Source organism: Caulobacter sp. GW821-FHT05F04 (assembly GCF_059419665.1).
Genome location: NZ_JBWKSF010000006.1, coordinates 149,836 through 172,845, shown reverse-complemented (window position 1 = coordinate 172,845; position 23,010 = coordinate 149,836). Strand labels below are relative to the sequence as shown.

Annotated in this window: 20 protein-coding genes; 7 read left to right on the top strand and 13 right to left on the bottom strand. The window is 68.9% G+C overall.

From position 1 onward, the window contains the following. Positions 1–85 precede the first annotated feature (85 nt). The 7 genes from AC07R7_RS16930 to AC07R7_RS16900 form a co-directional block, all read right to left on the bottom strand. Positions 86–1,771 (bottom strand): alkaline phosphatase D family protein, encoded by a 1,686-nt coding sequence (locus AC07R7_RS16930; RefSeq protein ID WP_494635978.1) that lies wholly within the window; start codon positions 1,769–1,771, stop codon positions 86–88. 64 nt (positions 1,772–1,835) lie between these two features. Continuing rightward, a complete protein-coding gene (locus AC07R7_RS16925; protein WP_494635977.1) occupies positions 1,836–4,535 on the bottom strand; it encodes a TonB-dependent siderophore receptor in 2,700 nt (899 codons plus the stop codon). Positions 4,536–4,671: 136 nt separating this feature from the next. Next, positions 4,672–5,643 (bottom strand): FecR family protein, encoded by a 972-nt coding sequence (locus AC07R7_RS16920; protein WP_494635976.1) that lies wholly within the window; start codon positions 5,641–5,643, stop codon positions 4,672–4,674. Continuing rightward, on the bottom strand, positions 5,640–6,191 hold the full coding sequence (locus AC07R7_RS16915) for an RNA polymerase sigma factor (protein ID WP_494635975.1): 552 nt from the start codon (positions 6,189–6,191) through the stop codon (positions 5,640–5,642). Before AC07R7_RS16915 ends, AC07R7_RS16920 begins: the two co-directional genes overlap by 4 nt. 202 nt (positions 6,192–6,393) lie before the next feature. Continuing rightward, entirely contained in the window at positions 6,394–7,320 is a 927-nt protein-coding gene (locus AC07R7_RS16910) for a carboxylesterase family protein (RefSeq protein ID WP_494635974.1), read from the bottom strand. After that, a complete protein-coding gene (locus AC07R7_RS16905; protein ID WP_494635973.1) occupies positions 7,317–7,730 on the bottom strand; it encodes an EF-hand domain-containing protein in 414 nt (137 codons plus the stop codon). Before AC07R7_RS16905 ends, AC07R7_RS16910 begins: the two co-directional genes overlap by 4 nt. Positions 7,731–7,816: 86 nt before the next feature. Then, on the bottom strand, positions 7,817–8,224 hold the full coding sequence (locus tag AC07R7_RS16900; protein WP_494635972.1) for a hypothetical protein: 408 nt from the start codon (positions 8,222–8,224) through the stop codon (positions 7,817–7,819). A 154-nt stretch (positions 8,225–8,378) separates the two neighbouring features. On the opposite strand from AC07R7_RS16900, the gene AC07R7_RS16895 reads away from it, so the two are divergent. Both AC07R7_RS16895 and AC07R7_RS16890 read left to right on the top strand, forming a co-directional pair. After that, positions 8,379–9,098 (top strand): response regulator, encoded by a 720-nt coding sequence (locus AC07R7_RS16895; protein WP_492884100.1) that lies wholly within the window; start codon positions 8,379–8,381, stop codon positions 9,096–9,098. A 2-nt stretch (positions 9,099–9,100) separates the two neighbouring features. Continuing rightward, positions 9,101–10,444 carry an ATP-binding protein gene (locus AC07R7_RS16890; RefSeq protein WP_494635971.1) on the top strand — a complete coding sequence of 448 codons (1,344 nt, stop codon included), beginning with the start codon at positions 9,101–9,103 and terminating at the stop codon, positions 10,442–10,444. A gap of 69 nt (positions 10,445–10,513) precedes the next feature. Here the strand turns inward: AC07R7_RS16890 and AC07R7_RS16885 are convergent, their stop codons facing one another. From AC07R7_RS16885 to AC07R7_RS16875, 3 genes are all read right to left on the bottom strand, one after another. Further along, positions 10,514–11,770, bottom strand: a complete 1,257-nt coding sequence (locus AC07R7_RS16885; protein WP_492884096.1) for a TolC family outer membrane protein — start codon at positions 11,768–11,770, stop codon at positions 10,514–10,516. Between the two features lie 5 nt (positions 11,771–11,775). Then, positions 11,776–11,979 (bottom strand): YgaP family membrane protein, encoded by a 204-nt coding sequence (locus tag AC07R7_RS16880; protein WP_125158031.1) that lies wholly within the window; start codon positions 11,977–11,979, stop codon positions 11,776–11,778. Positions 11,980–12,091: 112 nt separating this feature from the next. Next, entirely contained in the window at positions 12,092–13,372 is a 1,281-nt protein-coding gene (locus AC07R7_RS16875; RefSeq protein ID WP_494635970.1) for an NAD(P)/FAD-dependent oxidoreductase, read from the bottom strand. Positions 13,373–13,525: 153 nt separating this feature from the next. On the opposite strand from AC07R7_RS16875, the gene AC07R7_RS16870 reads away from it, so the two are divergent. Genes AC07R7_RS16870 through AC07R7_RS16850 form a run of 5 tightly spaced genes read left to right on the top strand, consistent with a single transcriptional unit; the run spans position 13,526 to position 18,879 of the window. Next, the gene (locus tag AC07R7_RS16870) at positions 13,526–13,870 is read left to right on the top strand and encodes an ArsR/SmtB family transcription factor (RefSeq protein ID WP_492884092.1); all 345 of its coding nucleotides are present in this window, start codon (positions 13,526–13,528) and stop codon (positions 13,868–13,870) included. Then, a complete protein-coding gene (locus AC07R7_RS16865) occupies positions 13,870–14,196 on the top strand; it encodes a rhodanese-like domain-containing protein (RefSeq protein ID WP_395443245.1) in 327 nt (108 codons plus the stop codon). Before AC07R7_RS16870 ends, AC07R7_RS16865 begins: the two co-directional genes overlap by 1 nt. 33 nt (positions 14,197–14,229) lie before the next feature. Then, complete coding sequence (locus AC07R7_RS16860; protein WP_494635969.1) at positions 14,230–15,264, top strand: efflux RND transporter periplasmic adaptor subunit; 1,035 nt, start codon at positions 14,230–14,232, stop codon at positions 15,262–15,264. Then, positions 15,261–18,473 (top strand): efflux RND transporter permease subunit, encoded by a 3,213-nt coding sequence (locus AC07R7_RS16855; RefSeq protein ID WP_494635968.1) that lies wholly within the window; start codon positions 15,261–15,263, stop codon positions 18,471–18,473. The genes AC07R7_RS16860 and AC07R7_RS16855 overlap by 4 nt, the downstream gene beginning before the upstream one ends. A 46-nt stretch (positions 18,474–18,519) precedes the next feature. After that, positions 18,520–18,879, top strand: coding sequence for an ArsR/SmtB family transcription factor (locus tag AC07R7_RS16850; RefSeq protein ID WP_494635967.1), 360 nt, complete (start codon positions 18,520–18,522; stop codon positions 18,877–18,879). Positions 18,880–18,897: 18 nt separating this feature from the next. Here AC07R7_RS16850 and AC07R7_RS16845 read toward each other — a convergent pair whose 3' ends face one another. The 3 genes from AC07R7_RS16845 to AC07R7_RS16835 all read right to left on the bottom strand — a co-directional run bounded on the left by AC07R7_RS16845 (position 18,898) and on the right by AC07R7_RS16835 (position 22,953). Next, positions 18,898–21,069 (bottom strand): TonB-dependent receptor, encoded by a 2,172-nt coding sequence (locus tag AC07R7_RS16845; protein WP_494635966.1) that lies wholly within the window; start codon positions 21,067–21,069, stop codon positions 18,898–18,900. Between the two features lie 275 nt (positions 21,070–21,344). Next, positions 21,345–22,328 carry a FecR family protein gene (locus AC07R7_RS16840; protein WP_494635965.1) on the bottom strand — a complete coding sequence of 328 codons (984 nt, stop codon included), beginning with the start codon at positions 22,326–22,328 and terminating at the stop codon, positions 21,345–21,347. Between the two features lie 97 nt (positions 22,329–22,425). Further along, entirely contained in the window at positions 22,426–22,953 is a 528-nt protein-coding gene (locus AC07R7_RS16835) for an RNA polymerase sigma factor (RefSeq protein WP_494635964.1), read from the bottom strand. Positions 22,954–23,010: the final 57 nt, after the last annotated feature.

Sequence of the window (23,010 nt, the reverse complement as noted above, 5' to 3'; positions counted from 1 at the left end):
CCATTGTCCGAGCGGATGTAGAACACCGCGCCCGCTTGCCTCAGGGGGCGATCAGTAACAGTCCCCACGTCCCACCGATCGGTCGCTACGCGTCGCCGGGCGCCACGGTCATTTCGCCACCGCGCGTCGAGACGATCCTGCAGAACCGAGCCGCTTTGGGGTTGCGAACACCGATGTCGGCGACCTTGAAATAGTCGCAGGTGACCGCCTGGCGGGTAATTTCGACAAGCAGGAAGCCGTGGTCGCGGACGCGGGCGAAGCGCACGTCCGGATTACGCTCGACGAGCGCGGTCTCCGCGACCTCGTAGATGCGCGGATCCGGGCTGACGGTCTCGTAGCCGCCCGGCGAGGTCACGCTGCCGGCCCCGAACTCGAAACCCACCGCCTTTTCGTCACGGGGATCGTGCAAGCGATTGCCCCAGAACATGTGCGTGTCGCCGGTCAGGACCGCGAGATTGGCCTTGGTCTTGCGGACCGAGTCGTAGAGACGCAGGCGCGCTGCGGGGTAACCGTCCCAGGCGTCGAGGTTGATCGGCAGGCCAAGCCGCGTGCTTTCCAGCCAGCGCTTGGAGCCGGGGCGGGTCAGGGCGTCGTCGAGCAGGTCCTTGGGCAGCAGGGACATGAAGTCCGGAGCCCGCATGCGCGCGACGATGACCTGGTTGGCCAGAACCTGCCAGGCCGCGCCGCGCTGAACCGAGGCGGTGAGCGCCGTCTCGAGCCAGGCCTCCTGCGCGGGGCCCATCATCGAGCGGTTTGGTGCGTCGAGCACCTCCTTCTCGAACCTCACCGGATCGGGCCGCCCCTCGGCGTCGCGGATCATGTCGCGCGAGGCGCTGGGAGCCTTGGTCCGGCCGGTCAGCCGCGTCTCGATGACGATCAGCGACAGCAGGTCGCCGTAGTCGTAGACGCGATTCAGGGTGTGAGCGGCCTGGCCGGGCTTGGGATCGCGCATCGGCAGCCATTCGAAATAGGCCTGGATGGCGGCGTCGCGACGCGCCTCCCAGGCGCCTTCGATCTTGTCGTCGTGGGCTGGCGAGCCGCCCATCCAGGCGTTGTTGGCCGTCTCGTGGTCGTCCCAAATGGTGATGAAGGCCGAGCGCGCATGCAGGTCCTGCAGGTCGGGATCGGTCCGATACTGGGCGAAGCGCTGGCGATAGTCGGCCAGGGTGACGATCTCGTGCGCCGGCTGGTGGACGCGGCCCAGAGTCTGGCTTTCCGGACCGCCGTAGCCGTCGACCCCGTACTCGTAGATGTAGTCGCCCAGGTGGACGACGGCGTCGACCGGAGACGGCAGGTCGGCGATGGCGCGATAGGCGTTGAAATAACCGAAGCCGTAGTGAGAACAGGAGACGACCGCCAGCCGGGCCGCCTTCACGCCCTTGGCCGGCAACGTCCGCCCTCGCCCGACACGGGACACCGCGTCCGCGCTTCGGAAGCGGTACCAGTAGGTCGCGCCGGGCTTCAGGCCGTCGACCTCGACCTTGCAGGTATGGTCGCGCGCGGCGCTGGTCGCGGCGACGCCCGACCGGACGATCCTGGCGAAGGCCTCGTCCTCGGCGACTTCCCAGCCCACGCGGGTCTCCGCCTCCTCCCCGACCGCGCGGGTCCAGAGCAGCAGGCCGGTCGTCGTCGGATCGCCGCACGCCACGCCATGGGTGAACGCGGCGGCGGTAAGCCCGCCCCGAGCCAGCGCCGGCGATGAGGACAGGGTCGCGCCGCCGCCCAGCAGGGCCAGCACGCCACGCCGCGAGGGCCGAGAGGATTCAGTCATCGGGGATCACCAGACGCGATCGAAAGGGTCGGACCCGGCGGACGGCCGCCGGGTCCGTTCAGGGCTAGAACCGATAGGCCAGGTTCAGGCGGACCATCCGCGGCAGTCCCGGCATCACCGACACTTCCTTGTAAACCTCGGCCGCCGGCGTGAAGTAGGTCTTGTCGAACAGGTTGTCGACATTGACCGACACCGTCATGTCCCGAACCTTCACGAAGGCGGCCAGCTTGGCCAAGGTGTATTCCGGAAGACGGATGCTGTTGCTTAAAATGCCGCCAGTCTCCGACACATAGGTGGCGCCGGCGGTCAGGCCCGCGGTCGCCCTGTCGCCCATGAACGGGAACGGATCGGTCGTGTAGGAGCCGAAGACGCTGACCACCGTGTCGGGCATGGTGCGCACGACATAGCCGCGGGTCAGCTCGGCCAGCGAACCGGCGTTGTTGACCGCGAAGGTGCCGCCATAAGCCAGGGCCGGATTGGCGATGCCGAACTGCTCGGGACGCAGCTCCAGATACTCGCCCTTGCCCTTGCCGGGCGCGTCGACCTTGGTCTCCTGCAGGGTCAGGGCGGCGGTGAAGCTAAGGTTGCTGGAGGCCAGCCAGTGCGCCTCAAGCTCGAAGCCTTCCGAGGTGTTGCCGCTGACATTGCCCAGCAGGTCCGTCGAGCGGCGGAACTGCTCATAGTAGGCGGCGCCGCCGAGCAGCGACCCGTCGAACAGCGAGAACTTGACGCCGGCTTCCTTCAACTCCGACGGCGAAATGAACAGCTTGTTCTGCACCGAGCCGACCGACACGCCGCCGGTCTGGGTCGACTCCAGCGAGCGGGGCTTGGCGTAGGTCAGGTAGGGCGTCAGACCCCACGGCGTCTCGTAGCGCGCCGACAGCGACCAGGTGACGGCGTCGTCGGTGTTCGAGACCCACTTGTTCTTCGTGCCGAAGACGGTCTCGCCCTTGTTGATCGCGTCGACCTCGTAGCGATCCCAGCGCAGACCGGCCAGGACGCTGAAACGGTCGAACAGGGTGACGTCGCTCAGGCCGAAGACCGAGCGGCTGTTCCATTCCATGTGATGGCGGGAGTCCCACATCTCGAGACCCGACTTGACGCGGGGCGTGGCGATGCGGTCGGCCGCGGTTGAACCGCGCGACAGGTCGCGGCGGTTCAAGCCGATATAGCCTGAGAGGAACGACTCGTACTGCTTGGCCTTGTGGTCGCGATAGGCGGCGCCGACGATGGTGTCGGCGTGGAGGTGATCACCGAACCGCGCGGGAAACTTGAAGGTCACCCGACCCTCGAAGGCGCGCGCATAGTAGTCGGCCGCGAATCCGAAGCTGTTGAAGCGGTCGTTGCTGAACTCGTCCATGAAGCCGGCCAGGGTCAGCACCGAGCCGTTGGACATCTCCTTCTTCACCGCGCCATAGGCGGTGAAGGTCTCGCTGTCGTTGTGATCGGCCGCGTCGGCCATGATGTTGCGGCGATCGAGCTTCGTCGCGCCCACGCCTTCGTCCAGGGCGAACTTGGCGTTGTTCTTGCCGCCGTATTCGAGGATCTGGCGGATGTTGGACGTGCCGCCCGACGCGCCGAACGCCGCGTCGATCTCGCCGTATTCGACCATGCCCGAACCGTCGAGGTCCTTCAGGTCGGTGTCACGGCCAGTGATGTAGACGCCGTTGTCGATCAGGTCCTGCGTCACCCGGTTCCAGCCCGGCGACTGGATGCGGCCGGACTCCTTGAAGCGCATCAGATTGATCTCGGTCGACCAGCCGCCGCCGAGATCGCCCACATAGCTGGCCTGGAGGTTCCAGTGCTTGGGGTGGATGTTGCGGTAGTAGGAGTCCGAATCCTCCCGCTCGACATAGAAGGCCAGGCCGCCCTTGCCGAGGGGCACGACGAGATCGGCGGCGGCGTTGCGGCGTCCGTAGGAGCCCACGGTGACGTTGACGCCGCCGCCCAGCGTGTCGGCGTAGCGGGTGTTGGCGCCGCGCGCCGACTTCGGGATGAAGTTCAGCAGGCCGCCGACCTTGCCCGGACCGTAGATCGGCGAAGACGGGCCGCGCAGCACCTCGACATAGGCCGCCGCGCCGAGGTTGGACGAGGCGCTGCCGCGGTTCTCGATACGCTTGAAGCCCTGGAAATAGGTGTCGGCCAAGGTCCCGCGGACGTTCAGGTTGCCCGGGACGCCGAAAAAGCTGGCCGTGAAGGCGCCCGGCACGGCGGTCACCAGGTCGTCGACATTCTGCATGCCGTAGCGCGCGATCGTGTCGACGCTGACGCGCGAGGCCGAGCGGGGCGTTTCCAGCAGCGACCGGTCCAGCCCGAGAAACCCGTCCGTGGCGCTCTTCTGCAGGCGGCCCAGCGGGTCATAGTGGGCGGTCACCACGACGTCGTCGAGCACGGCCGGTTCGGCGCGCACCTCGCCCGGCACGATCACGTAGACGCCGTTGGGATCGCGCCTGTAGGCCAGGTTCGAGCCTTCCAGCAGCCGCGCCAGCGCCTGGCCGACGGTCATCGCACCGACCAGGGTCGAGGATCGCCGGCCGTCCAGCGAGACGTCGGTCGCCAGGATGACGGTGTTGGTCTGTTCAGACAGCGCGATGACCGCCCGGTCCAGAGACTGGGCTTCGAGGCGGATCTGGTGGACGGCCGCGGCCTGGGCGCGCGGGGCGCTCGCCTGCCGCGCCGCGGCTGGCGCGGCCGCGCAGGCCAGGACGAGAACGGCGGCGGACGCCGAGAAAGCGGCCCGCAGGCCGATACGGTGGCTGGTCAACTTGATCCCCCTAGACGATGACGGCGCGGCCTCTTGGCCTGACAGCCTCAAACACCGCCTAGACGCCGCTCGCCCGGGTTCATTCCCGGTGAAACGCCGATTTCATCAAATCTTCAAGAAACCCAGCCCCCGAAGCCTATCGGACCACGTCGGCTTTCCCTGGAACGCGTTCCAGCCGCGCCCCCATCTCCTGGGTCATGCTTTCGATGGCCTGGGGGGTCTGGTCGACGGCGAAGCTGGCCGTGACCCTCCGGCCGTCCAATGCCGGCGAGGCGACCACGACTCCGGGCGCGTAGTAACGATTGAGCTCGGCGACCACGTCGGCGAACGGCGCGTTGACGAAGACAAGCCTCTGCCGCCGCCACGGCGCGGCGCTGGCGAGATCGAACCGCGACCGCCGCAAGGCGTGGCCAACCAGGGTCACCCGCTCGCCGGGCCCGGCCATCAGGACCTGGCCGGCGCCGCGCGCGCTGACGCGCACCCTGCCCTCCGAAACCAGGACCTGCGGTCCCGCCGGCGTCTTGCGGACCTCGAAGGCCGTGCCCACCGCCTCGGCCTTCAAGCCGTCCATCCGGACCGTGAAAACCCGGCCGGTGTCGTGGGCGACATCGAAATAGGCGTCGCCCTCCGCCAGACGCACCGCACGGACGTGGTCGGTCATCAGGCTGGTCATGCGGGTGGCCCCGGCCAGCGAGGCGCGCGAGCCGTCGCTCAGCGTCAGGTGCCGGATCTCGCCCACCTCGGTGACCAGTTCGCGACCGGCGTTCAGGCGCTCGACGGCCAACGGCGTCAGGCAGGCCAGCACCAGGCCAGCCGCGATCGCGCCCCACCTGACGAGGGTCGACGTCCCGGCGCGCCTGGGGCGCGCGCGCGCCGGCGGGACTTCGGGCGCCACGATCGGCTGCTCCAGGCTCTTGCTGTTCAGCGACGGCGACCAGGCCAGGCGCGCCCACAGCGCCTCGGCCTCGGCATAGGCCGCCGCATGGTCCGGAGACTCGGCCCGCCAAGCCTCGAAGGTCCGCCGTCGATCCCTGTCGAAAGCGCCGCCGGTCCGCAGGGCCAACCACTGCATGGCCTGCTCGGTTACGTCCGTCTCGCGCGCCGTCATGCCGCCTGCGCCCCCACGGCCCGAAGATGCTCGCGCAGCTGGAGCAGCGCGGCGGCGATCTTTCGGCTGATGTCGGCGGGCGATCGGTTGGTCATTCGCGAGATTTCGGCATAGGTCAGTCCTTCGATCCGGCTCAGTCGCAAGAGCTCGCGCGCTTCTGGAGGCAAAGCCTCGAGCGCCCTTTCGAGCGCCTGTTGCTGCTCCTGTTGCATGAGAACCTCTTCCGGGGTCAATTCCGGCGTCGTCAGAGTCGGCGTCGCGGACAAGGCCGCCCAACGCCGCTTCTGGCTGTTCGCCCGGCGAATCGAGTCGCGCAGCGCATTGCGGGCCATGACGAACAGGAACGCGCGCGGATCGGCGATGTCGTCGCGATCGTCCAGCCGGCAGAATTTCAGGAGCGCGCTCTGAATCGCGTCGTCCACGCCGTCTTGATCGGGTCCAAACCGACGCGTCAGGGCTGTCCGGATCTCGACGCCGTACCGCCCGAGCCAGTAGTTCGCGGACCGCCTCGCCGGCGTCTCGTCAGCGTCTCCATCGCCCTTGGCCAAGATCGCCACCACCCAACCCGAAAAGCGGGGCGTTTAGCGGCCGGGTGTGACAATCGTTTAAAACGGTCCGCGGCGCCTCGCGAAAAGCGCTGCCCGCGCCCGACTGGAGAAACGGACGTTGGCTCGCGTCCAGGAACGGGGCGTTCGGCCGCCAACTTGGGCGGCGGCGCGCGCCCAATCCCGAAGCCCCGCGCCTGGGCGACTACCGAGAAAGCCGCGCGGCGATGAAGTCGTCGACCGCGTGCGTATAGGCGCCAGGCAGTCCCAGCGTGCGATTGACCTCGGCATGGGTCAGATCCAGAGGCAGCACCGGCATGTCGCGCCCCGCCGCTCGCGCCAGGGCCTGGAACCGGCGGGCATCGGCGCAGGGATCGTCGGGTCGCCTGGTCGAGCAGGTCAGCATCATGGGTACGGCCCGTGGCGTCCACTGGTCCATCGGAGAGGCCTTGGCCCAGTAGGCAGGATCGGCGCCGAAGGCTTCGTCATAGAAGCGAGGATGGCGTCCCGCCATGGTCGTCGAGACCCGCATCGCGGCGGAATCCAGCACCACCGTCCCCGCCCAGGCCTTGCCGACCATGTCGGGACGCGAGGACAACAGCGCCACCAGATGGGCTCCGGCCGAGTGTCCCATCAGGATCACCTTGTTCGGATCGCCGCCCCAGTCGTCGGCATGTCCCTGCACCCATCGCACGGCTTGGGCGACGTCCTGGGCCTGCTCGTAGGCCATGGCGTCGGGCAGCATCCGGTAGTTGACGCTCACCACGATCCAGCCCTTCGTCAGCCAGTGCTTGAGCTTGTTCTCGACCGAGCCTGTATTGGCCTTGTCGCCGATCTTCCACGCGCCGCCATGCACCATGATCAGAATCGGCGCGTTGCGGGCGCCCGGCGGGAGGTAGACATCCAGCCGCTGGGCCGCGTCGCTGCCATAGGCGTCGGTCTGCTTTCGAGCGCCGGGCATAATGGCCCGCAGGTCGATGGGCCGCTCCTCCTCGGCCTTCTTCTCCAGCAGGCGCTGACGAAGTTGTCCGCGTATGCCAAGTCCCAGCTGCCGGGCCTCGACGACGCCGGCGCCCATCACGGCCAAAGCCGCCACGGCGATCGCCGCGGTGGTCAGGGGTTTGATCTTCATTTCAGGGCCTCGAGCTGGTCGCGGGCGGCGGCGATCTCGTCCCGGGACAGACGCCCGTCGTGGTCGCGGTCCGCGCGGTCGAACAATGGGGCTGGTCCGTCCACGAACTCGGAGCGGGTCACGCGGCCGTCGCCGTCGCGGTCGGCGTGGGTGATCACCGTCTTCAGCGCCTTGGCCTTGGGGCGGTTCGACTTGGCCAGGCGGGGGAACTCCGACAGCGTCACCAGGTCATCGCCGTTGCGATCGAGACGATCGAACTGAGCTGATCGAGCGGCCTTGAACTCCTCGGGGGTGACATAGCCGTCGTGGTTGGCGTCGGCCTTCTCCAGCCCGCCGCCGAACGTGCGGGGGGCCGCGTGAGCTCCCGAGACGGCCAGGGCCAGGGCGGCCGACAGGATCAAGATCTTCACTTTCAAACTCCGGAAAGAGCGGCCCGCCGCGCGGTTTGGGGGCAATGGCGCGGCGGGCCGGGACGCGTTCGGTCAGGGACGGGTGATCAGGGGCGGTTCACCGTTCCGCTGACCGACCGCGTGGCGCCGTCATAGCCGGTGCGCGAATGGTCGTAGCTCACCGTGCCGTCATGGTTGTCGACCACATGGGTGCTGCGGCTGGCCGAGGCGCCGTTGTTGAAGGTGCGGGTCGCCCCGCCCTGATAGGCGCCCTCGCCCCAGCTGGCGTTGCGATTGCTGGCGACGCCGCGGCCCGAATTGGTCTGGGTTCCGCGCGACACGGCGATCGCGCCCGGCTGACGGCTGACATCGCGGCTGTGAACATAGCCATGGCCGCGCGCGCCCTGGACGTTGACGAGGCGGCCGTGCTGGCCGGCCTGGGCGGGCGCGGCGATCATCGCGGCCAGCACGGAAAGGGTCGAGAGGCCTGCCGCCAGGATGGAAGTCTTGCGCATGATAGCTCCGTGGATTGTGTCGTTGTCCCTCGACGCCGTCACCTGACCATGGCCGTGCAATCGCCTGTTTGCACCTGTCCGACGAACTGTATCGAAGTGTAAACGGGCCGGGTGGCGACTTCCGCCCAACCCGGGCTTGGGGCATTGGCTTGTCATGGCCGACAACACGCTGATCGCGGTCGTGGAAGACGACGCCGAAATTCGGGACCTGACCTTGGGGCTGCTGCGCCGCGAGGGCTACGAGGCGGTCGGCTGCGAGGACGCGTCCGCCTTCGACCGGCTGGCCGCCCGCCGTCGGGTCGACCTGGTCCTGCTGGACATCATGATGCCGGGTGAGGATGGCCTGTCGGTGTGCCGTCGGCTGCGGGCGGGCGGCGAGGTCGCGATCCTCATGGTCACCGCCAAGGGCGATGATATCGACCGGGTGATCGGGCTCGAGATCGGAGCCGACGACTATCTGGCCAAGCCTTACAATCCGCGCGAGTTGCTGGCGCGGGTGAAGGCGATCCTGCGCCGCACGCGCGAGGTCCATCGGGTGGCCAGCGCCCCGTCCGGCGAGGTGCTGGCCTTCGCGGGCTGGCGGCTGGATACCGCCAGCCGCGACCTGACCGATCCGGAAGGCCAGGCCGTGGTGCTGACCGGGGGCGAGCATGACCTTCTGATGGCCTTCCTGCGCCATCCTCAGCGGGTGCTCAGCCGCGACCAGCTGCTGGACTGGACGCGAGGCCGCAGCGCCGAGCCTTTCGATCGCGCCATCGACGTCTTGCTCAGCCGCCTGCGCCGCAAGCTGGGCGCGGGCGCTGGCGGATCGGCCTTGATCAAGACCGTGCGGGGCGGCGGCTACCTGTTCAGCGCCCCGGCCGAGCGGGTCTGATCATGCTGCTGGCCGACAATCTCTCGACCCGGATGACGGCGATCCTGCTGACCGGTCTGGCGGTGATGCTGTTGATAGGCGCGGCGCTTCTGGTGTGGCCGCAAGGCGGCGGCGAAGGCGGGGTGCGCTTCTATCAGCTGCCCCGCCCGTCAGAGGCGCGGGCCATCGTCGAGGCGGTGGAAGCCAGCCCGCCGGCGGCCAGAGCCAAGGTGATCGCGGCCCTCGACACCGGGGTGATCCGCACGACCCTGCAGCCCGACTTCCCCCCGCTACGGCTTCGCGCCCGGATCGCCGACGACCGCGACCCGGGCTACCAAGCCTATCGAAGCGCCCTGGGCGGTCGCGCGCTGCGCATCGACATCCGTCGCGGCGGCCGGCTGAGGGACGGCGCCCTGCCCGGTCGCCACGCGCTGCTGCTCTCGGTGCGGCTGACCGACGGCGAGGTGCTGGTCCTGAGACGCCGCGCGCCCGAGACCGCCCGCCTGTTCTTCGGTCGCGTCTCGCTGGCGGCCGCCGCCCTGCTGGCGGTCACCCTGCTGATGCTGGCCCTGGCCGTGCGTCAGACCACCCGGCCCGTAAGCCTGCTGGCTCGCGAGGTGGCCCGGTTCGGTGACGACCTGAACGCCAAGGTCCTGCCGCTGCGCGGTCCGCGCGAGCTTCGCGAGCTGTCGGCGGCGTTCAACACCATGCGGGAGCAGATCCGCGGGCTGATGGACGAGCGCACCCGGATGCTGGCCGCCATCGCCCACGACTTGCGCACCTACCTAACCCGCCTGACGCTGCGGGCCGAGTTCATCGCCGACGAGACCCAGCGCGCCAAGGCCGGAGCCGATCTGGCCGAGATGGCCCAACTGCTGGACGACACCCTGCTGTTCGCTCGCCAGGACGCGGGTCGCGGCGACGGGGCTCGATCGATCGACCTGCGTCGCGAACTGGAAGCCCTGGTCGCCCTGCGCCGAGAGATGGGCCAGACGGTCGTCCTCGCGCCAGACATTGCCGGCAAGGTCTGGTCCTCGCCCCTGGCTCTACGGCGGATGCTGGACAACCTGATCGACAACGCCGTCCGCTATGGCGGCGCGGTCACGCTCGACGTTCGCCGCCTGGACGGCCAGGTCGAGATCATGGTGCTGGACGATGGTCCGGGCCTGCCAGCCGAGGCGCTGGCGACCCTCACGGCCCCGTTCGAGCGCGGCGAGTCCTCCCGCAGCCGCCGCACCGGCGGTGCCGGCCTTGGCCTGTCCATCGTCCAAGCCCTCGCCAAGGGACAAGGGGGGCGGCTGGTCCTGAGCAACCGACCAGAGGGCGGCTTAGCCGCGACAATCACTCTCCCGTCCGACGCGGCCTGATCCGCAGGTCGGCCCCGCGCGCGGCCAGGAAGCGCTGCCGCGCCTCGAATATCAGCGGGCGTCGCCGCCTCATTGGCCGTGCAGCAGCGCCTCGAGCCGATAGGCCGAGACCGTCACCTCGCCACGCGTCGCGACCAGGGCGCTTTGCGCGGCCAGGGCCTCGCGCTCGGCGTCGAGAAGATCCAGAACGGGCTTTTGGCCCACCCGCACTTCATTGCGAACGCTGTCGAGCGCGCTGGTCGCGGCGCTGGCCTGGTCGGTGGCGGCCAGCATCACCGCGCGCGCGGTGACCACATCGCCCCAGGCGCCGATCACCGCTTCGCGCACCTGAGCCCGCGCCGCGTCCACGCCCGCCTGGGCGCGGCGAAGCTCCGCATTGGCCTCGTCGACGCGGCCGCTCACCGCGCCGCCTGAAAATAGCGTCCATCGCCCCTGCACCCCGACGGTCACGCCGTCGGCGCGGTAGCCGGGAAAGAACTGATCGCGCGCCGTGCTGGCGGTCGCGGTCAAGGCCAGGCTGGGCAGGCGTTCGGCGCGGGCGTAGCGGACCCCGGCCTGGGCCGCGCGCTCGGCCGCCTGAGCGGCCAGCAGAATGGGGCTGGATTGGGAAGCCATAGCGATCGCCTCATCGAGCGAGGCGGGCGTCGCGGGAGGCGCGATCGCCGTCTCCAGGCCGTCGGGCTCCGCGCCGACCACCGAGACGAAGTGGGCCCGGCTTCTGGCCAGCTGTCCTTCGGCCCGGGCCAGCGCCGCACGGCTCTCCGCCTGACGGGCCACGGCCTGGTCGAGTTCGGTGCGGGGGATCTCGCCGCCCTTGAAGCGAAGCTTCGCCTGGGCCGTGATGGTGTCCATCTGGACGACCTGCGCCCGGCTCAGGGCCAACAGGTCCTGGGCGCTGAGGACGCCGACATAGGCGGCCGCGACCTGTGCGCTCAGCATGGAGGCCGCGCCGCCAAGCTCGGCCTGGGCGGCGGTCTCACCCTCGCCGGCTCGGGCGATGGCGGCGCTGACGCCGCCCCCGGTGAACAGCGGCTGGCGCAGTTGCAGCGACGCCGCGCGGGGCGACACATCGCTCTGACCAAAGCCGAAGAAGCCGCCAAGATCGGTCGTTCCGCTGGCGCTTTCGCCGGACAATGTCAGACTGGGCAGGCGGCCGGCGCGGGCCTGGGCCAGGCGAGCAGAGGCCGCGTCGGACTGGGCCTGCGCCTGGGCAAGTCCGGGATTGGAGCGCCGCGCCAGGGCGATGGCCTCGGGCAGACTCATGGCCGACGCGCCCAAGGGCGCGACGACACCGGCCAGCAAGGTCAGGGCGAGGACGGCGCGCATGGTGCTCACCGGAAGGCGACGCCCGGCTTGACGCCGAGCTTCTTGAAGATCATCGCGGCCGGGCAAAAGCCGGTGAAGGCCGCCTGGATCATGTTGAGTCCGGCGAAGATCGACAGGGCGATCCACCAGGGATGAACGAAATGGGCCAGACCGACGCCCAGAAGGACGACAAAGCCGGCGAAAGCCAGAACCATACGGTCGATAGTCATGGTCAACCTCCTCTAACGGCTCAGGCGCTTGCCTGGGCCAGGGCCTGGTGCGTCCAGGCGACAATCTGGGCCGCGGCCCGGCGGACCGGGCGATGACGGCCCCGTCCCACCCTCAGGGCTTGATCTTGTGGATGCCCATGACGTCCAGGGCGAGCTTCTCGTAGAAGGGCTCGCTCTCGCCGCGCTTGACCTTGGCCAGGAAGTATTTCTCGAACCCGACCTTGGCCAGATGCACCCACTTGCCGCTGGCCGACCAGTTGACGTTGCGCGGCGGGATCTGGGGCTGGGCGACGAAGGCCACGCCGCCGTCGCCGAAATCGGCCAGGCAGATGGCGTTCCAGGTCGCCTCGCGGGTGGCGGGGTGACCGTCCACGATGTCCTTGAGATTATGCGCGATGGCCGTGACCATGCTCTCGATCATGAAGCCGGTCTTGGGCACGCCCACGGGCACGGGCGTCTTGCCGGTCGGGGCGATCGCCACGCAGACGCCCAGGGCCATGACGTTCTGATAGGTCGGGTTGCGCTGGTGCTTGTCGACCAGGATGAAGCCGCGCGGATTGGTCAGGCCGTCGACCCCACGGACGGCCGCCACGCCCCGGAACGCCGGCAGCATCATCGAATAGGCGAACGGCAGATCGTGGGTCGCCTTGACCGCGCCGTCCTCGCCGATCTCCTCCACATGCATCATGCCCGCCTCGACCGAGGCGACCTTGGCGCTGGTGATCCATTTGATATGCCGCTGGCGCATCTCGCTTTCCAGCAGACCCTTGGTGTCGCCGACCCCGTCCAGGCCCAGATGGCCGACATAGGGCTCGGAGGTGACGAAGGTCATGGGAACCTTGTCGCGGATCTTGCGACGCTTGAGCTCGGTGTCGAGGATCATGGCGAACTCGTAGGCCGGCCCAAAGCATGAGGCGCCCTGCACCGCACCGACGATGATCGGCCCGGGGTTTTCGACAAAGCGATCGAAGGCGGCGGCGGCGGCCTCGGCATGGTCGACATGACACACCGACTGGGTGAAGCCACCGTGCGGGCCAAGCCCCGGAATTTCGTCGAAGGCCAACTCCGGCCCCGTGGCGATCACCAGATAGTCGTAGTCGAGCAGCACGCCGTCGGTCAGTTCAAGCTGGTTACGATCGGGCATGACCTTGGCCGCCCCAACGCCTCGAAAGCCGATGCCCCTCTTCTGGAACACAGGCGGCAGCTTGACCTCGATGGCCTCGCGCTTGCGCCAATGGACGGCGACCCAGGGGTTCGATGGCACGAAGTGGAAGGTGTCGCCCTGCGACACCACCTCGACCTGGGCCTTGTCGCCGACAGCCTGCTTGATCTCGAAGGCGGCGATCGCGCCGCCTAGTCCAGCGCCCAGAATGACGATGCGGGGCTTGGCCATGATCTCGTTCCTCCGATGCCGTGGTTCGTAGCCGAGATTGGACTCACTCCGCCGGCTCATGTTGATCAGGATCAGGTTTGAGCCCGAACCACCGGGATACCGTCACCCTATCGATGCTTGACTTAATATTCGCAAAGTCGCATATACGCAACTATGAATTTTGAGCCTCACGCCCTCAAGGCCTCCGCGGACGACGCCTGCGCTCTGCTCAAGGCGCTGGCCAATCCGCATCGGCTGATGATCGTCTGCGCGCTCGTCAACGGCGAGCAGTCGGTGGGCGCGCTCGCCCAGGCCTTGGGGGTGCGCGAAACCCTGACCTCGCAACACCTGGGGCTGCTGCGCCGCGACGGCGTCGTCTCGGCTCGGCGCGAGGGCCAGACCATTTTCTACGACCTTCGCAGCGGCCAGGCCCGCGCCCTGGTCGAGACCCTGTCGCGTCTGTTCTGCGCGGTCCCCGAGACCGCCCCCTCCCCCGCCCCCTTCAAGGAGACCCATTGATGTTCGGATCGCCCAAGACCAAGGACCTCACCGCTCACCAGGTGAAGGCCGCCCTCGACGCCGACAAGATCCTACTGGTCGACGTGCGCGAGCCCGCCGAGTTCGCCGCCGAGCGCATTCCCGGCGCGGTCAATGTCCCGCTCTCGAGCTTCGACCCCAAGGCCCTGCCCGACGCCGGCGACAAGGCCGTGGTGTTCAGCTGCGGCTCGGGCAAACGTTCGGCCACGGCCGTGGGCCACTGCCAGAAGGCCGGCCAGGCGCTCGACACCCACCTGACCGGCGGGATCATGGCCTGGAAGGCCGCGGGCCTGCCGACCGTCCGCTAGTCGACCATCACAAGAAAAGCTGGAGGGGACGCCATGACGGCGCGGCCATATCTGATCAGCGCCTTGGGAGCGGCCTTGCTGCTCAGCGGCTGTGGCGAGCCCAAGGAGGCGGCGACGCCGACGATCAGGACGGCGCCCGCCGCCGGCCGTCTGACGATCCGCGCCCAGACCGTGGCGGACCTCAAACCCGTGCCCGGAACCCTGACCACGCGGGACATGGCCGAGGCCCGGGCGCGGATCTCCGGAACCTTGGTGGCCTTGAGCGTCAAGGAAGGCGATGTCGTCCGCCAGGGCCAGATGATCGGCCGGATCAAGGATGACCGGCTAGCCCTGCAGACCGGGGCGTTCGACGCCCAGGTCGCCGCCGCCGCCGCCGAGGCGGCGCGCGCCCAAGCCGATCTGGCCCGCACGCGCGATCTCTTCTCGCACGGCGTCTACGCCCAGGCCCGCCTGGACCAGGTCGAGGCCCAGGCCAAGGCCGCCAACGCCAATCTGACGGCGGCCCGCGCCCAGCGCGGCGCCAGCGCCGAACTGGGCGCCCAGGGCGCGATCCTGGCTCCGGCCGCCGGCCGGGTCCTGGTCGCGGACGTGCCAGTCGGTTCGGTGGTCATGCCCGGTCAGTCGGTCGCCAAGATCACCGCCGGTCCGCTCGTCGTGCGTATCGAACTGCCCGAAGGCCAGGCGCGCGCGCTCAAGGTCGGCGATCCCGTCGATCTGGCGGCCGAGGACCTTCGTGGCGTCGCCACGGGCGGGACCATCACCCAGATCTATCCGGCGATTAGCGGCGGACAGGTCACCGCCGACGTTACCGCCCCCAACCTGCCCGGCGACCTGATCGGCCGTCGCGTGCGCGCCGCCATCAAGATCGGGGAGCGCCAGGCGATCGTCATTCCAAGGCGCTATGTCGTCACGCGGTTTGGCGTCGACTACGCGCGACTGGTCGGCGCCGATGGCGCGATCTCGGAATCGCCGATCCAGACCCGCACGAGCGGCGCGCCCGACACCGTCGAGGTCCTGTCGGGCCTGCGCCTGGGCGACGTCCTCACGCCGGCGGAGACAGCCCGATGAACCTGGGCCTTTCCGGACGCCTGACCAAGGCGTCGATCAAGTCGCCCCTGACGCCCCTGATCCTGCTGGCGGCGATCGCCGTGGGCCTCTTGGCGCTCGTCTCGATCCCCCGCGAGGAGGAACCGCAGATCAGCGTGCCGATGGTCGACATCATGGTCGCGGCCCCCGGCCTGCGCGCGCCCGACGCCATCGAACTGGTCGGCAAGCCTCTGGAGACCATCGTCAAGAGCGTGGCCGAGGTCGAGCACGTCTACACCTTCGCCGACGACAACCAGGTGATGGTCACCGCCCGCTTCAAGGTCGGGGTCGACCCGGACGCCGCGGCCGTCCGCATCCACGAGAAGATCCGGGCCAACTACGATCGCATCCCCGCCGGCATCGCCGAGCCGCTGATCCAGACCCGCGGCATCAATGACGTGCCCAGCCTGGTGCTGACCCTGTCGCCGAAGTCCGGCGCCGCCGGCCAGTGGACCGATCAGGCGCTCTATGAGCTGGCGGGCAAACTGCGCACCGAGGTCGCCAAGGTCGATGATGTCGGCCTGACCTTCATCGTGGGCGGCCGCCCGGAGGAGATCCGCATCGCGCCCGATCCCACGCGTCTGGCGCAGCACGGCGTGTCGCTGGGCGCGTTGATGGACACCGTGCGCCAGGCCAACCGCGCCTTTCCCGCCGGCCAGGTGCGCGGAGGCGGCCAGGCGATCGACGTCACGGCCGGCCGCAGCCTGACCAGCGCCATCGATATCGGCCTGCTGGCCCTGCCTTCGGCGAGCGGCCAGGCGGTCTATGTTCGCGACGTCGCCGACGTCATTCAGGGACCTCGCGAAGACCAGGCCCGCGTCTGGCGCTACGCCCGCGTCGACGGCGTCTGGAGCCAGGCCCCCGCCGTCAGCCTGGCGATCGCCAAGCGCAAGGGCGCTAACGCCGTGGTCGTCTCCCAGGCCGTGCTCGCCCGCGTCGAGGCGCTCAAGGGCTCACTGCTGCCCGACAGCCTGGACGTGGCCGTCACCCGCGACTACGGGGCCACCGCCAACGAGAAGGCCAATGAGCTGCTCTTCCACCTGGGCCTGGCGACCCTGTCCATCGTGGTGCTGATCGGCCTGGCGATCGGCTGGCGCGAGGCGGCGGTCACCGCCGTGGTCATCCCCACAACCATCCTGCTGACCCTCTTCGCCTCCAATCTGATGGGCTACACGATCAATCGGGTCAGCCTGTTCGCCCTGATCTTCTCGATCGGCATCCTGGTCGACGACGCCATCGTGATGATCGAGAACATCGCCCGCCATTGGGCCATGAACGACGGCCGCAGTCGGATCGACGCGGCGGTCGACGCCGTGGCCGAGGTGGGCAATCCCACCGTGGTGGCCACCCTGACCGTGGTCTCGGCCCTGCTGCCGATGCTGTTCGTCTCGGGTTTGATGGGCCCTTACATGGCCCCGATCCCGGTCAACGCCTCGGCGGCCATGGTGTTCTCGTTCTTCGTGGCGGTCGTCATCGCGCCCTGGCTGATGGTGCGCTTCGCGCGCAAGACCCTGGCGGCCGGCGGTCACGACCACGACGGCGAAGGCAAGCTGGGCGCGCTCTATCGCCAGGTCGCCAGCCGGGTGATCGCCACGCGCGGGAGCGCCTGGACCTTCCTGATCGGTGTGGGCCTGGCCACCCTGCTGGCCTGCGCCATGTTCGCCACCAAGACCGTAACGGTGAAACTGCTGCCGTTCGACAACAAGTCCGAGCTGCAGGTGGTGCTGGACATGCCGGAAGGGACCTCGCTGGAGGCGACCGGCCGGGCGCTGTCCGAGGCGGCCGCGATCACCCGCACCCTGCCCGAGGTCACGGCGATCGACGCCTATGCCGGAACCGCTTCGCCGTTCAATTTCAATGGCCTGGTGCGCCACTACTATCTGCGTAACCGCCCCGACCAGGGCGATCTGTCGGTCGCCCTGGCCGAAAAAGGCGAGCGCAAGCGCTCCAGCCACCTCATCACCCTGGACCTGCGCGAGCGGCTGGCCAAGGTCGCCCTGCCCGCCGGTGCCTCGATCAAGGTCGTGGAGGCCCCGCCCGGACCGCCGGTGATGGCCACCTTGCTGGCCGAAATCTATGGACCCGACGCCCAGACGCGCCGCGCCGTGGCCGAGCGGGTCAAGGCCATCTTCAAATCCGTGCCCTATATTGTCGACATCGACGACAGCTACGGCCAAGCCCGCCCCGGCCTGCGGCTGGTCCCCGATCGCGATCGGCTCGAAGCCCTGAAGGTCGATGACCGGCAGGTGCTGGACTCGATCGGCGCGGCCTTCGGCGGTCAGGTGGTCGGCTACGCCCATCGTGGCGAAGGGCGCGATCCCCTGGAGATTTCGGTGCGCCTGCCGCAATCGGCGCGCAGCTGGGGCGAAGGTCTGGCGGCCCTGCCCGTGGCCCGGAGCCAGGGCGGCCGCCTCGTCGAACTGGGCGAGGTCGTCACCGCTTCCCAGGAGCCAGGATCGACCCACATCTTCCGCCGCGACGGCCGCGACGTCGACATGGTGATGGCCGAGCTGGCCGGCGCCTATGAAGCGCCGATCTACGGCATGATGGCTGTCGACAAGGCCATCAGGACCGCTGACTGGGGCGCCCTGCGGAGGCCCGACATCCGCATGAACGGCCAGCCGACCGATGAGCGCAAGCCCACCGTGCTTTGGGACGGCGAATGGGAGATCACCTGGGTGACCTTCCGCGACATGGGCGCGGCCTTCGGGGTGGCGATCCTGGGCATCTATGTGCTGGTCGTCGCCCAGTTCAAAAGCTTCCGCCTCCCCCTGGTGATCCTGACGCCGATCCCCCTGACCCTGGTCGGGATCGTCATCGGCCACATCCTGTTCAAGGCGCCCTTCACCGCCACCTCGATGATCGGCTTCATCGCCCTGGCCGGGATCATCGTGCGCAACTCCATCCTGCTGGTGGACTTCATCCGCCACAGCCAGACCGGCGGCCGGCCTCTGCGCGAAGTGCTGCTGGAGGCCGGGGCGATCCGCTTCAAGCCGATCGTCCTGACCGCCCTGGCGGCCATGATCGGCGCGGCGGTGATCCTGTTCGACCCGATCTTCCAGGGCCTGGCGATCTCGCTGCTGTTTGGCCTGGCCTCATCGACGGTGCTGACCGTGCTGGTCATCCCGGCGATCTACGTCGTCCTGCGCGACGACGAGCGTCCCGGACGCGCGCAACCCTCGAAACCTTGACCCAGGATGGCGATCGCGACCTCGAGCCAGGTCGCCTTGAACCTTTATGCGTACCTTCTACATTAGGCAGATGAATAACTTCGCCCTCTCGACGCCGGCCGACGATATCCAGGATCTGGCCGCCAGCGCCCATTCCGCGGCCAGGCTTCTGAAGCTCCTGGCCAGCGAGCAACGCCTGCTGATACTGTGTCGCCTGATCGATGGCGAGGCCTCCGTCGGCGATCTTGCGGCTCATGTCGGGCTGGCCCAGTCGGCGACCTCGCAGCATTTGGCCAAGATGCGCGCCGAGGGGCTGGTGGCCACGCGACGCGAGGCCCAGACCATCTTCTACCGGCTGGACGACCCGGCCGCGGTGCGTGTGCTGGAGACGCTTTGCGACGTCTACCGCGGGACGAGCAAGACCTGATCGCGACACCGTCGATCGTCAGTATTGCGCGCGGATCTCGAGAGAGATCGTCCTTGGCCTTTGCGGCGTGCTCTGCCGCGACAGCTTCACGGTGAACGGATTGCCGTAGGCGAACGTATCGCCCGCGCCATCGAAGAGATTGTCGACCGCCAGGCCCAGGCTCAAGCGTTCCGATCGAAGTCGCGCGGCGATGCGGGTCGTGGCGTAGTTCCCCATGGACGGCGCGGTCGCCCCATCGAAGCTCAGGCGCGAACGGCCGATATAGGCCGCCCGGACGTCAAGGCTCGCACGCCACCCCTCACCCACGGATCGCTCGTAGTTCGCCCCGAGCGAAGCCGAGCCTCGCGGCACGCCCGCCAGGCCGAGGTCCTTGCGCCCGGGAAAGGCGGCGTTGACGGACTCCAGTTCCGGATGGTTCAGCAGGAAGCTGGCGTCCAGCCGCAGCCCTTCGCGGACATAGCTCCCTTCGAACTCCAGCCCGACGTTGCGGCCGTCGCCCAGGTTCGCCGTGTACGGCAGCCCCGAGGGCAGGAGCTGATCGCTCTGAATGTTCTTCCAAGACGCCAGGAACGCGGCCGCCCGCAGGCGCAACCGGCCGTCCAGCCACACGCCCTTCGCTCCCGTCTCATAGCTCCACAGCTCATCGCCGTCATAGCGACGCTGCGGCTCGCCGCCGGCGGTGTCGAAGGTCTGGGTCGGGATCACGGCCGTGTTGAAGCCGCCCGAGCGATAGCCTTCGGCCGCCTGGACATAGATCAGCGTCGCGGCGCTTGGCGCGAACGACACCACCACCTTCGGCGCGAAGCCGAGGTAGTTCTGGGCGTCGCGGAACACGGCCTCGGCGCCCGTCGCCGTCGCGCGGCTGGACGCCTCCGACCGCGTCGCGAACAGTCGCCCGCCCAACGTCAGGCTCCAGCCGCCGCCAAGATCGCCGATCGCCTCGCCGAAGAGCGCGCCCTCGCCCAGCACGTCGCGGCGCTGTTCGCGGACCAAGGGCGCGGCCGGTTGATCGGCCAGGAAGATCAGGCCATCGCGCCCCTGTCGCGTACGGGCGAGGAAGGCGCCGACCTGCCATTGGATCCGCCCTTCCGGCCGCGACGCCAACGACGCCTCGGCCACGACCGCGCCGACATGGTTGTCGTCATCGAAGGCCATCGCCGCGCCTGGCGTAGCCACGACGGGCGGCGCGGCGCTGGCGTCGTAGCGGCTGGAGAGATCGTGTCGCACAGCGGCCAGGGTGAACTTCGCGTCCTGTCCGAAAAGGAGACCCTGGGCGCCGACATGAACCTCGACAAAGTCGTTGTCGTGCGGCTCGGCGATCCGATTGCGACGCGCATAGGTCCCGACCCCGCGATCGGCGTACTGCGTGTCTTCGGAATCGATCGCCTGGGCGGCCAGGCCGGCCTCGGCGGTCCAATCGGCGCCGAGCATCGTCCGAGCGGTCAGGCGGACGCCCGTGCGGCGCGTGACGTTCACATCCGTCCGCCCTTGGCCGAGATCGTCGATATAGCCGCCCTGGCGCTCGGCATAGCCGACCAGCCGAACCGCGGCCCGGCCATGCAGCAGCGGCATGTTGATCATCGCCGACGCCAGTCCTCCGGCCTCACCGCCGCGGGTGGCCGAAGCCGAGACGGAGGTCCAGGCGTCGAAGGCCTCGGGATCCGGACGGTGCGTCGTCAGGTGCAGGACCCCGCCCAGCGAGCCGGCGCCGTAGAGAGCGCCCTGGGGGCCGCGAAGCACCTCGACCTGCCCGATATCGACCAGCAGCAGATCGGGGTCGGGGGCGTTGTAGGTCAGCCGCACATCGTCGAGATAGATGCCGACCATCGACTGGGTCTGGCCGGTCAGGGGTCCGTCCGAAAGCCCCCGCAGGATGACCTTGTCCCGTCCGGGCCCCAGGTTGGTCACCGTCATGGAGGGAACGGTCAGCGCCAGATCGGTGGCGTCGCGCACGCCCCGCGCCGCCGCGGCGCGCGCGTCGAGGACGCTGACCGAATAGGCCAGACGGTCGGCGATCGCCAGTCGACGGGTGGCGACGATCACCAGTTCGGACAGCGGCGGCGGCGTCTCGGCCGCCGCCTTGACCACCGATGCGGGGGGCGGCCGCGTCACCATAGGCGGCGGCGGCGAGAGCGTGACCCTATAGACCCTCGGCGCGATCTGGCGAGCGTCGCATCCGGTGCCCCGCAACAACGCTCTCAGCGCTGTGTCGGGAGACGCGCGTCCCGAAAAGCCCGGCGACGGCCGGCATCCCTGGGCCATGCTCAGATCGATCGAAACACGCGCTTGCAAGGCGAACGCCGTGGCCGCCGCCTTGAAGGGGCCCGCGGGCGCAGAGAAGACGACCTTTTCGCCCGCGTGAGCGCATAGCGGCGGCGCGACGGTCAGGCCGATCGCCGACGCCATCCCTAGGCGGCGCCACGCGCGGTTATGCAAAATCACGCCCCTCCAAGACCGTCAGGACGTCACCTTAGGACGATTTCCCCGTTCGCGCGATCGATGCTCAAACCCGCATAGGCGGCGAGCGCGCGGACCGCGGTCTCCTGGTCGTCCAGGGCGATTACGCCAGAGAACCGCCGGGTCGCCGCCCCTGGCGAGATACGCACCGGCGTCGCGAAACGACGATTGAGGTCGGCGACGATATCGCCCAGCGTCTCGTTGTCGGCGACCAACTGCCCCTGGGTCCAGGCGAACGCGCCATCAGGCTCCACGCGCCGCACCTCCGATCGCGCCGCGCCCTGATCGTGACGCAGTTCCTGACCCACGGTGAGACGGTTCGGCGGCCCTCCCCGTCCGTCTCGCTGGGCGACCTCGACGACGCCTCGGCGTACGGTGACCCGGACGCCGCCGACATCGTGGCGGATGTTGAATTCGGTGCCGACCACTCGCACGCGCTGGTCGCCCACCCCGATCACGAACGGCCGGGAGGGATCCTTCGCGACGTCGAAGCTGGCCTGCGCCAAGCCCATTTCGACTCGGCGGGTTCGCCACCCCAGTCGAACGCTCAGCCGGGAACCGCCGTCCAGCGTGATCCGGGTGCCGTCCGAAAGGTCGATGCGCCGCATCTCGCCCGGCTTGGTCTCGTAGGTGACCTGCTCGCCCCGCGCGGATTTCCAGAGCGCCGGGCCGCCAACCAGGACCGCCAGCGAGGCGGCGATCGCGCCGCCGATCCAGGCGCGCCGCGCCGGTCGCGCCGTCCGTTCTGGAAACGCGATGACGTTCGGCCCCGGAGGCGTGAGCCCCGCCGCGATCTCGGCCTTCCTGAGATCGACATCGGCCATGATCAGTTCGGCGTCCTCGAAGGCGGCGAGCCGCGCTTCGGAGCCCTCGAGCCAGTCGGTCAGCGCCATCCAGTCCTCGGCCGTCGCCGTGTCGGACTGGACACGGAGCAGCCATGCGACGGCTTCGTCGCGCAGCGCCTCCTTCGTCTCCGGATCCTGACCGTTCATTCGACTTCGCCGTATCCTGGAAGGCCGTTCGCCTTTCCGTTCGCCCCAAAGACGCCACAAAGCGGCGGGCGCCTCAAAAGAATGTCGCGCGCCCCTCTCATGGCCACCGCCCGACCTTGGCGACGATCAGCTTGAGACTGGCCATCATGTATTTCTCGACGCTGGACCGCGACACCCCCATCGCCGCCGCGGTCTCGGCATGGGTCAACCCTTCCAGCTTGTGCAGGCGGAACGCCTCCCGGGCGGGCGGCGGCATCGCCTCGACCGCCTCCAAGACCCGAGAAAGCTGCTGCTTGGCGGCGGTGGCCTCGTCCGCGGGAACCTCGTCAACGACCTGGTCGCCGCCGATGTCCGACACATGCGCTCCGTGCCATTGGGCGTCGCGCGCCTGGGCCCTTCGCCGGACCTTGATCCGGTCCAGCATCAGGTTCGTACCCAGGCGGTAGAGATAGGCTGCGGGATTGTCGATAGCCTCGGCGCGCCGATCCACGATCTTCAGATAGATGTCCTGCACCAGATCCTCGGCCGCCTCGTCCGACCGCAGACGCACGCGGAAATACCGCAACAGATCCTCGCGCCGCTCCATGTAGGCGGAAAGCAGGGGATGGACGTCTGTGTCGTCCAAGGCGCGGTCGCGCTCCTCGAAGGGCCGGCGCCAGAATCCGCGCCTGCGACAATCTTT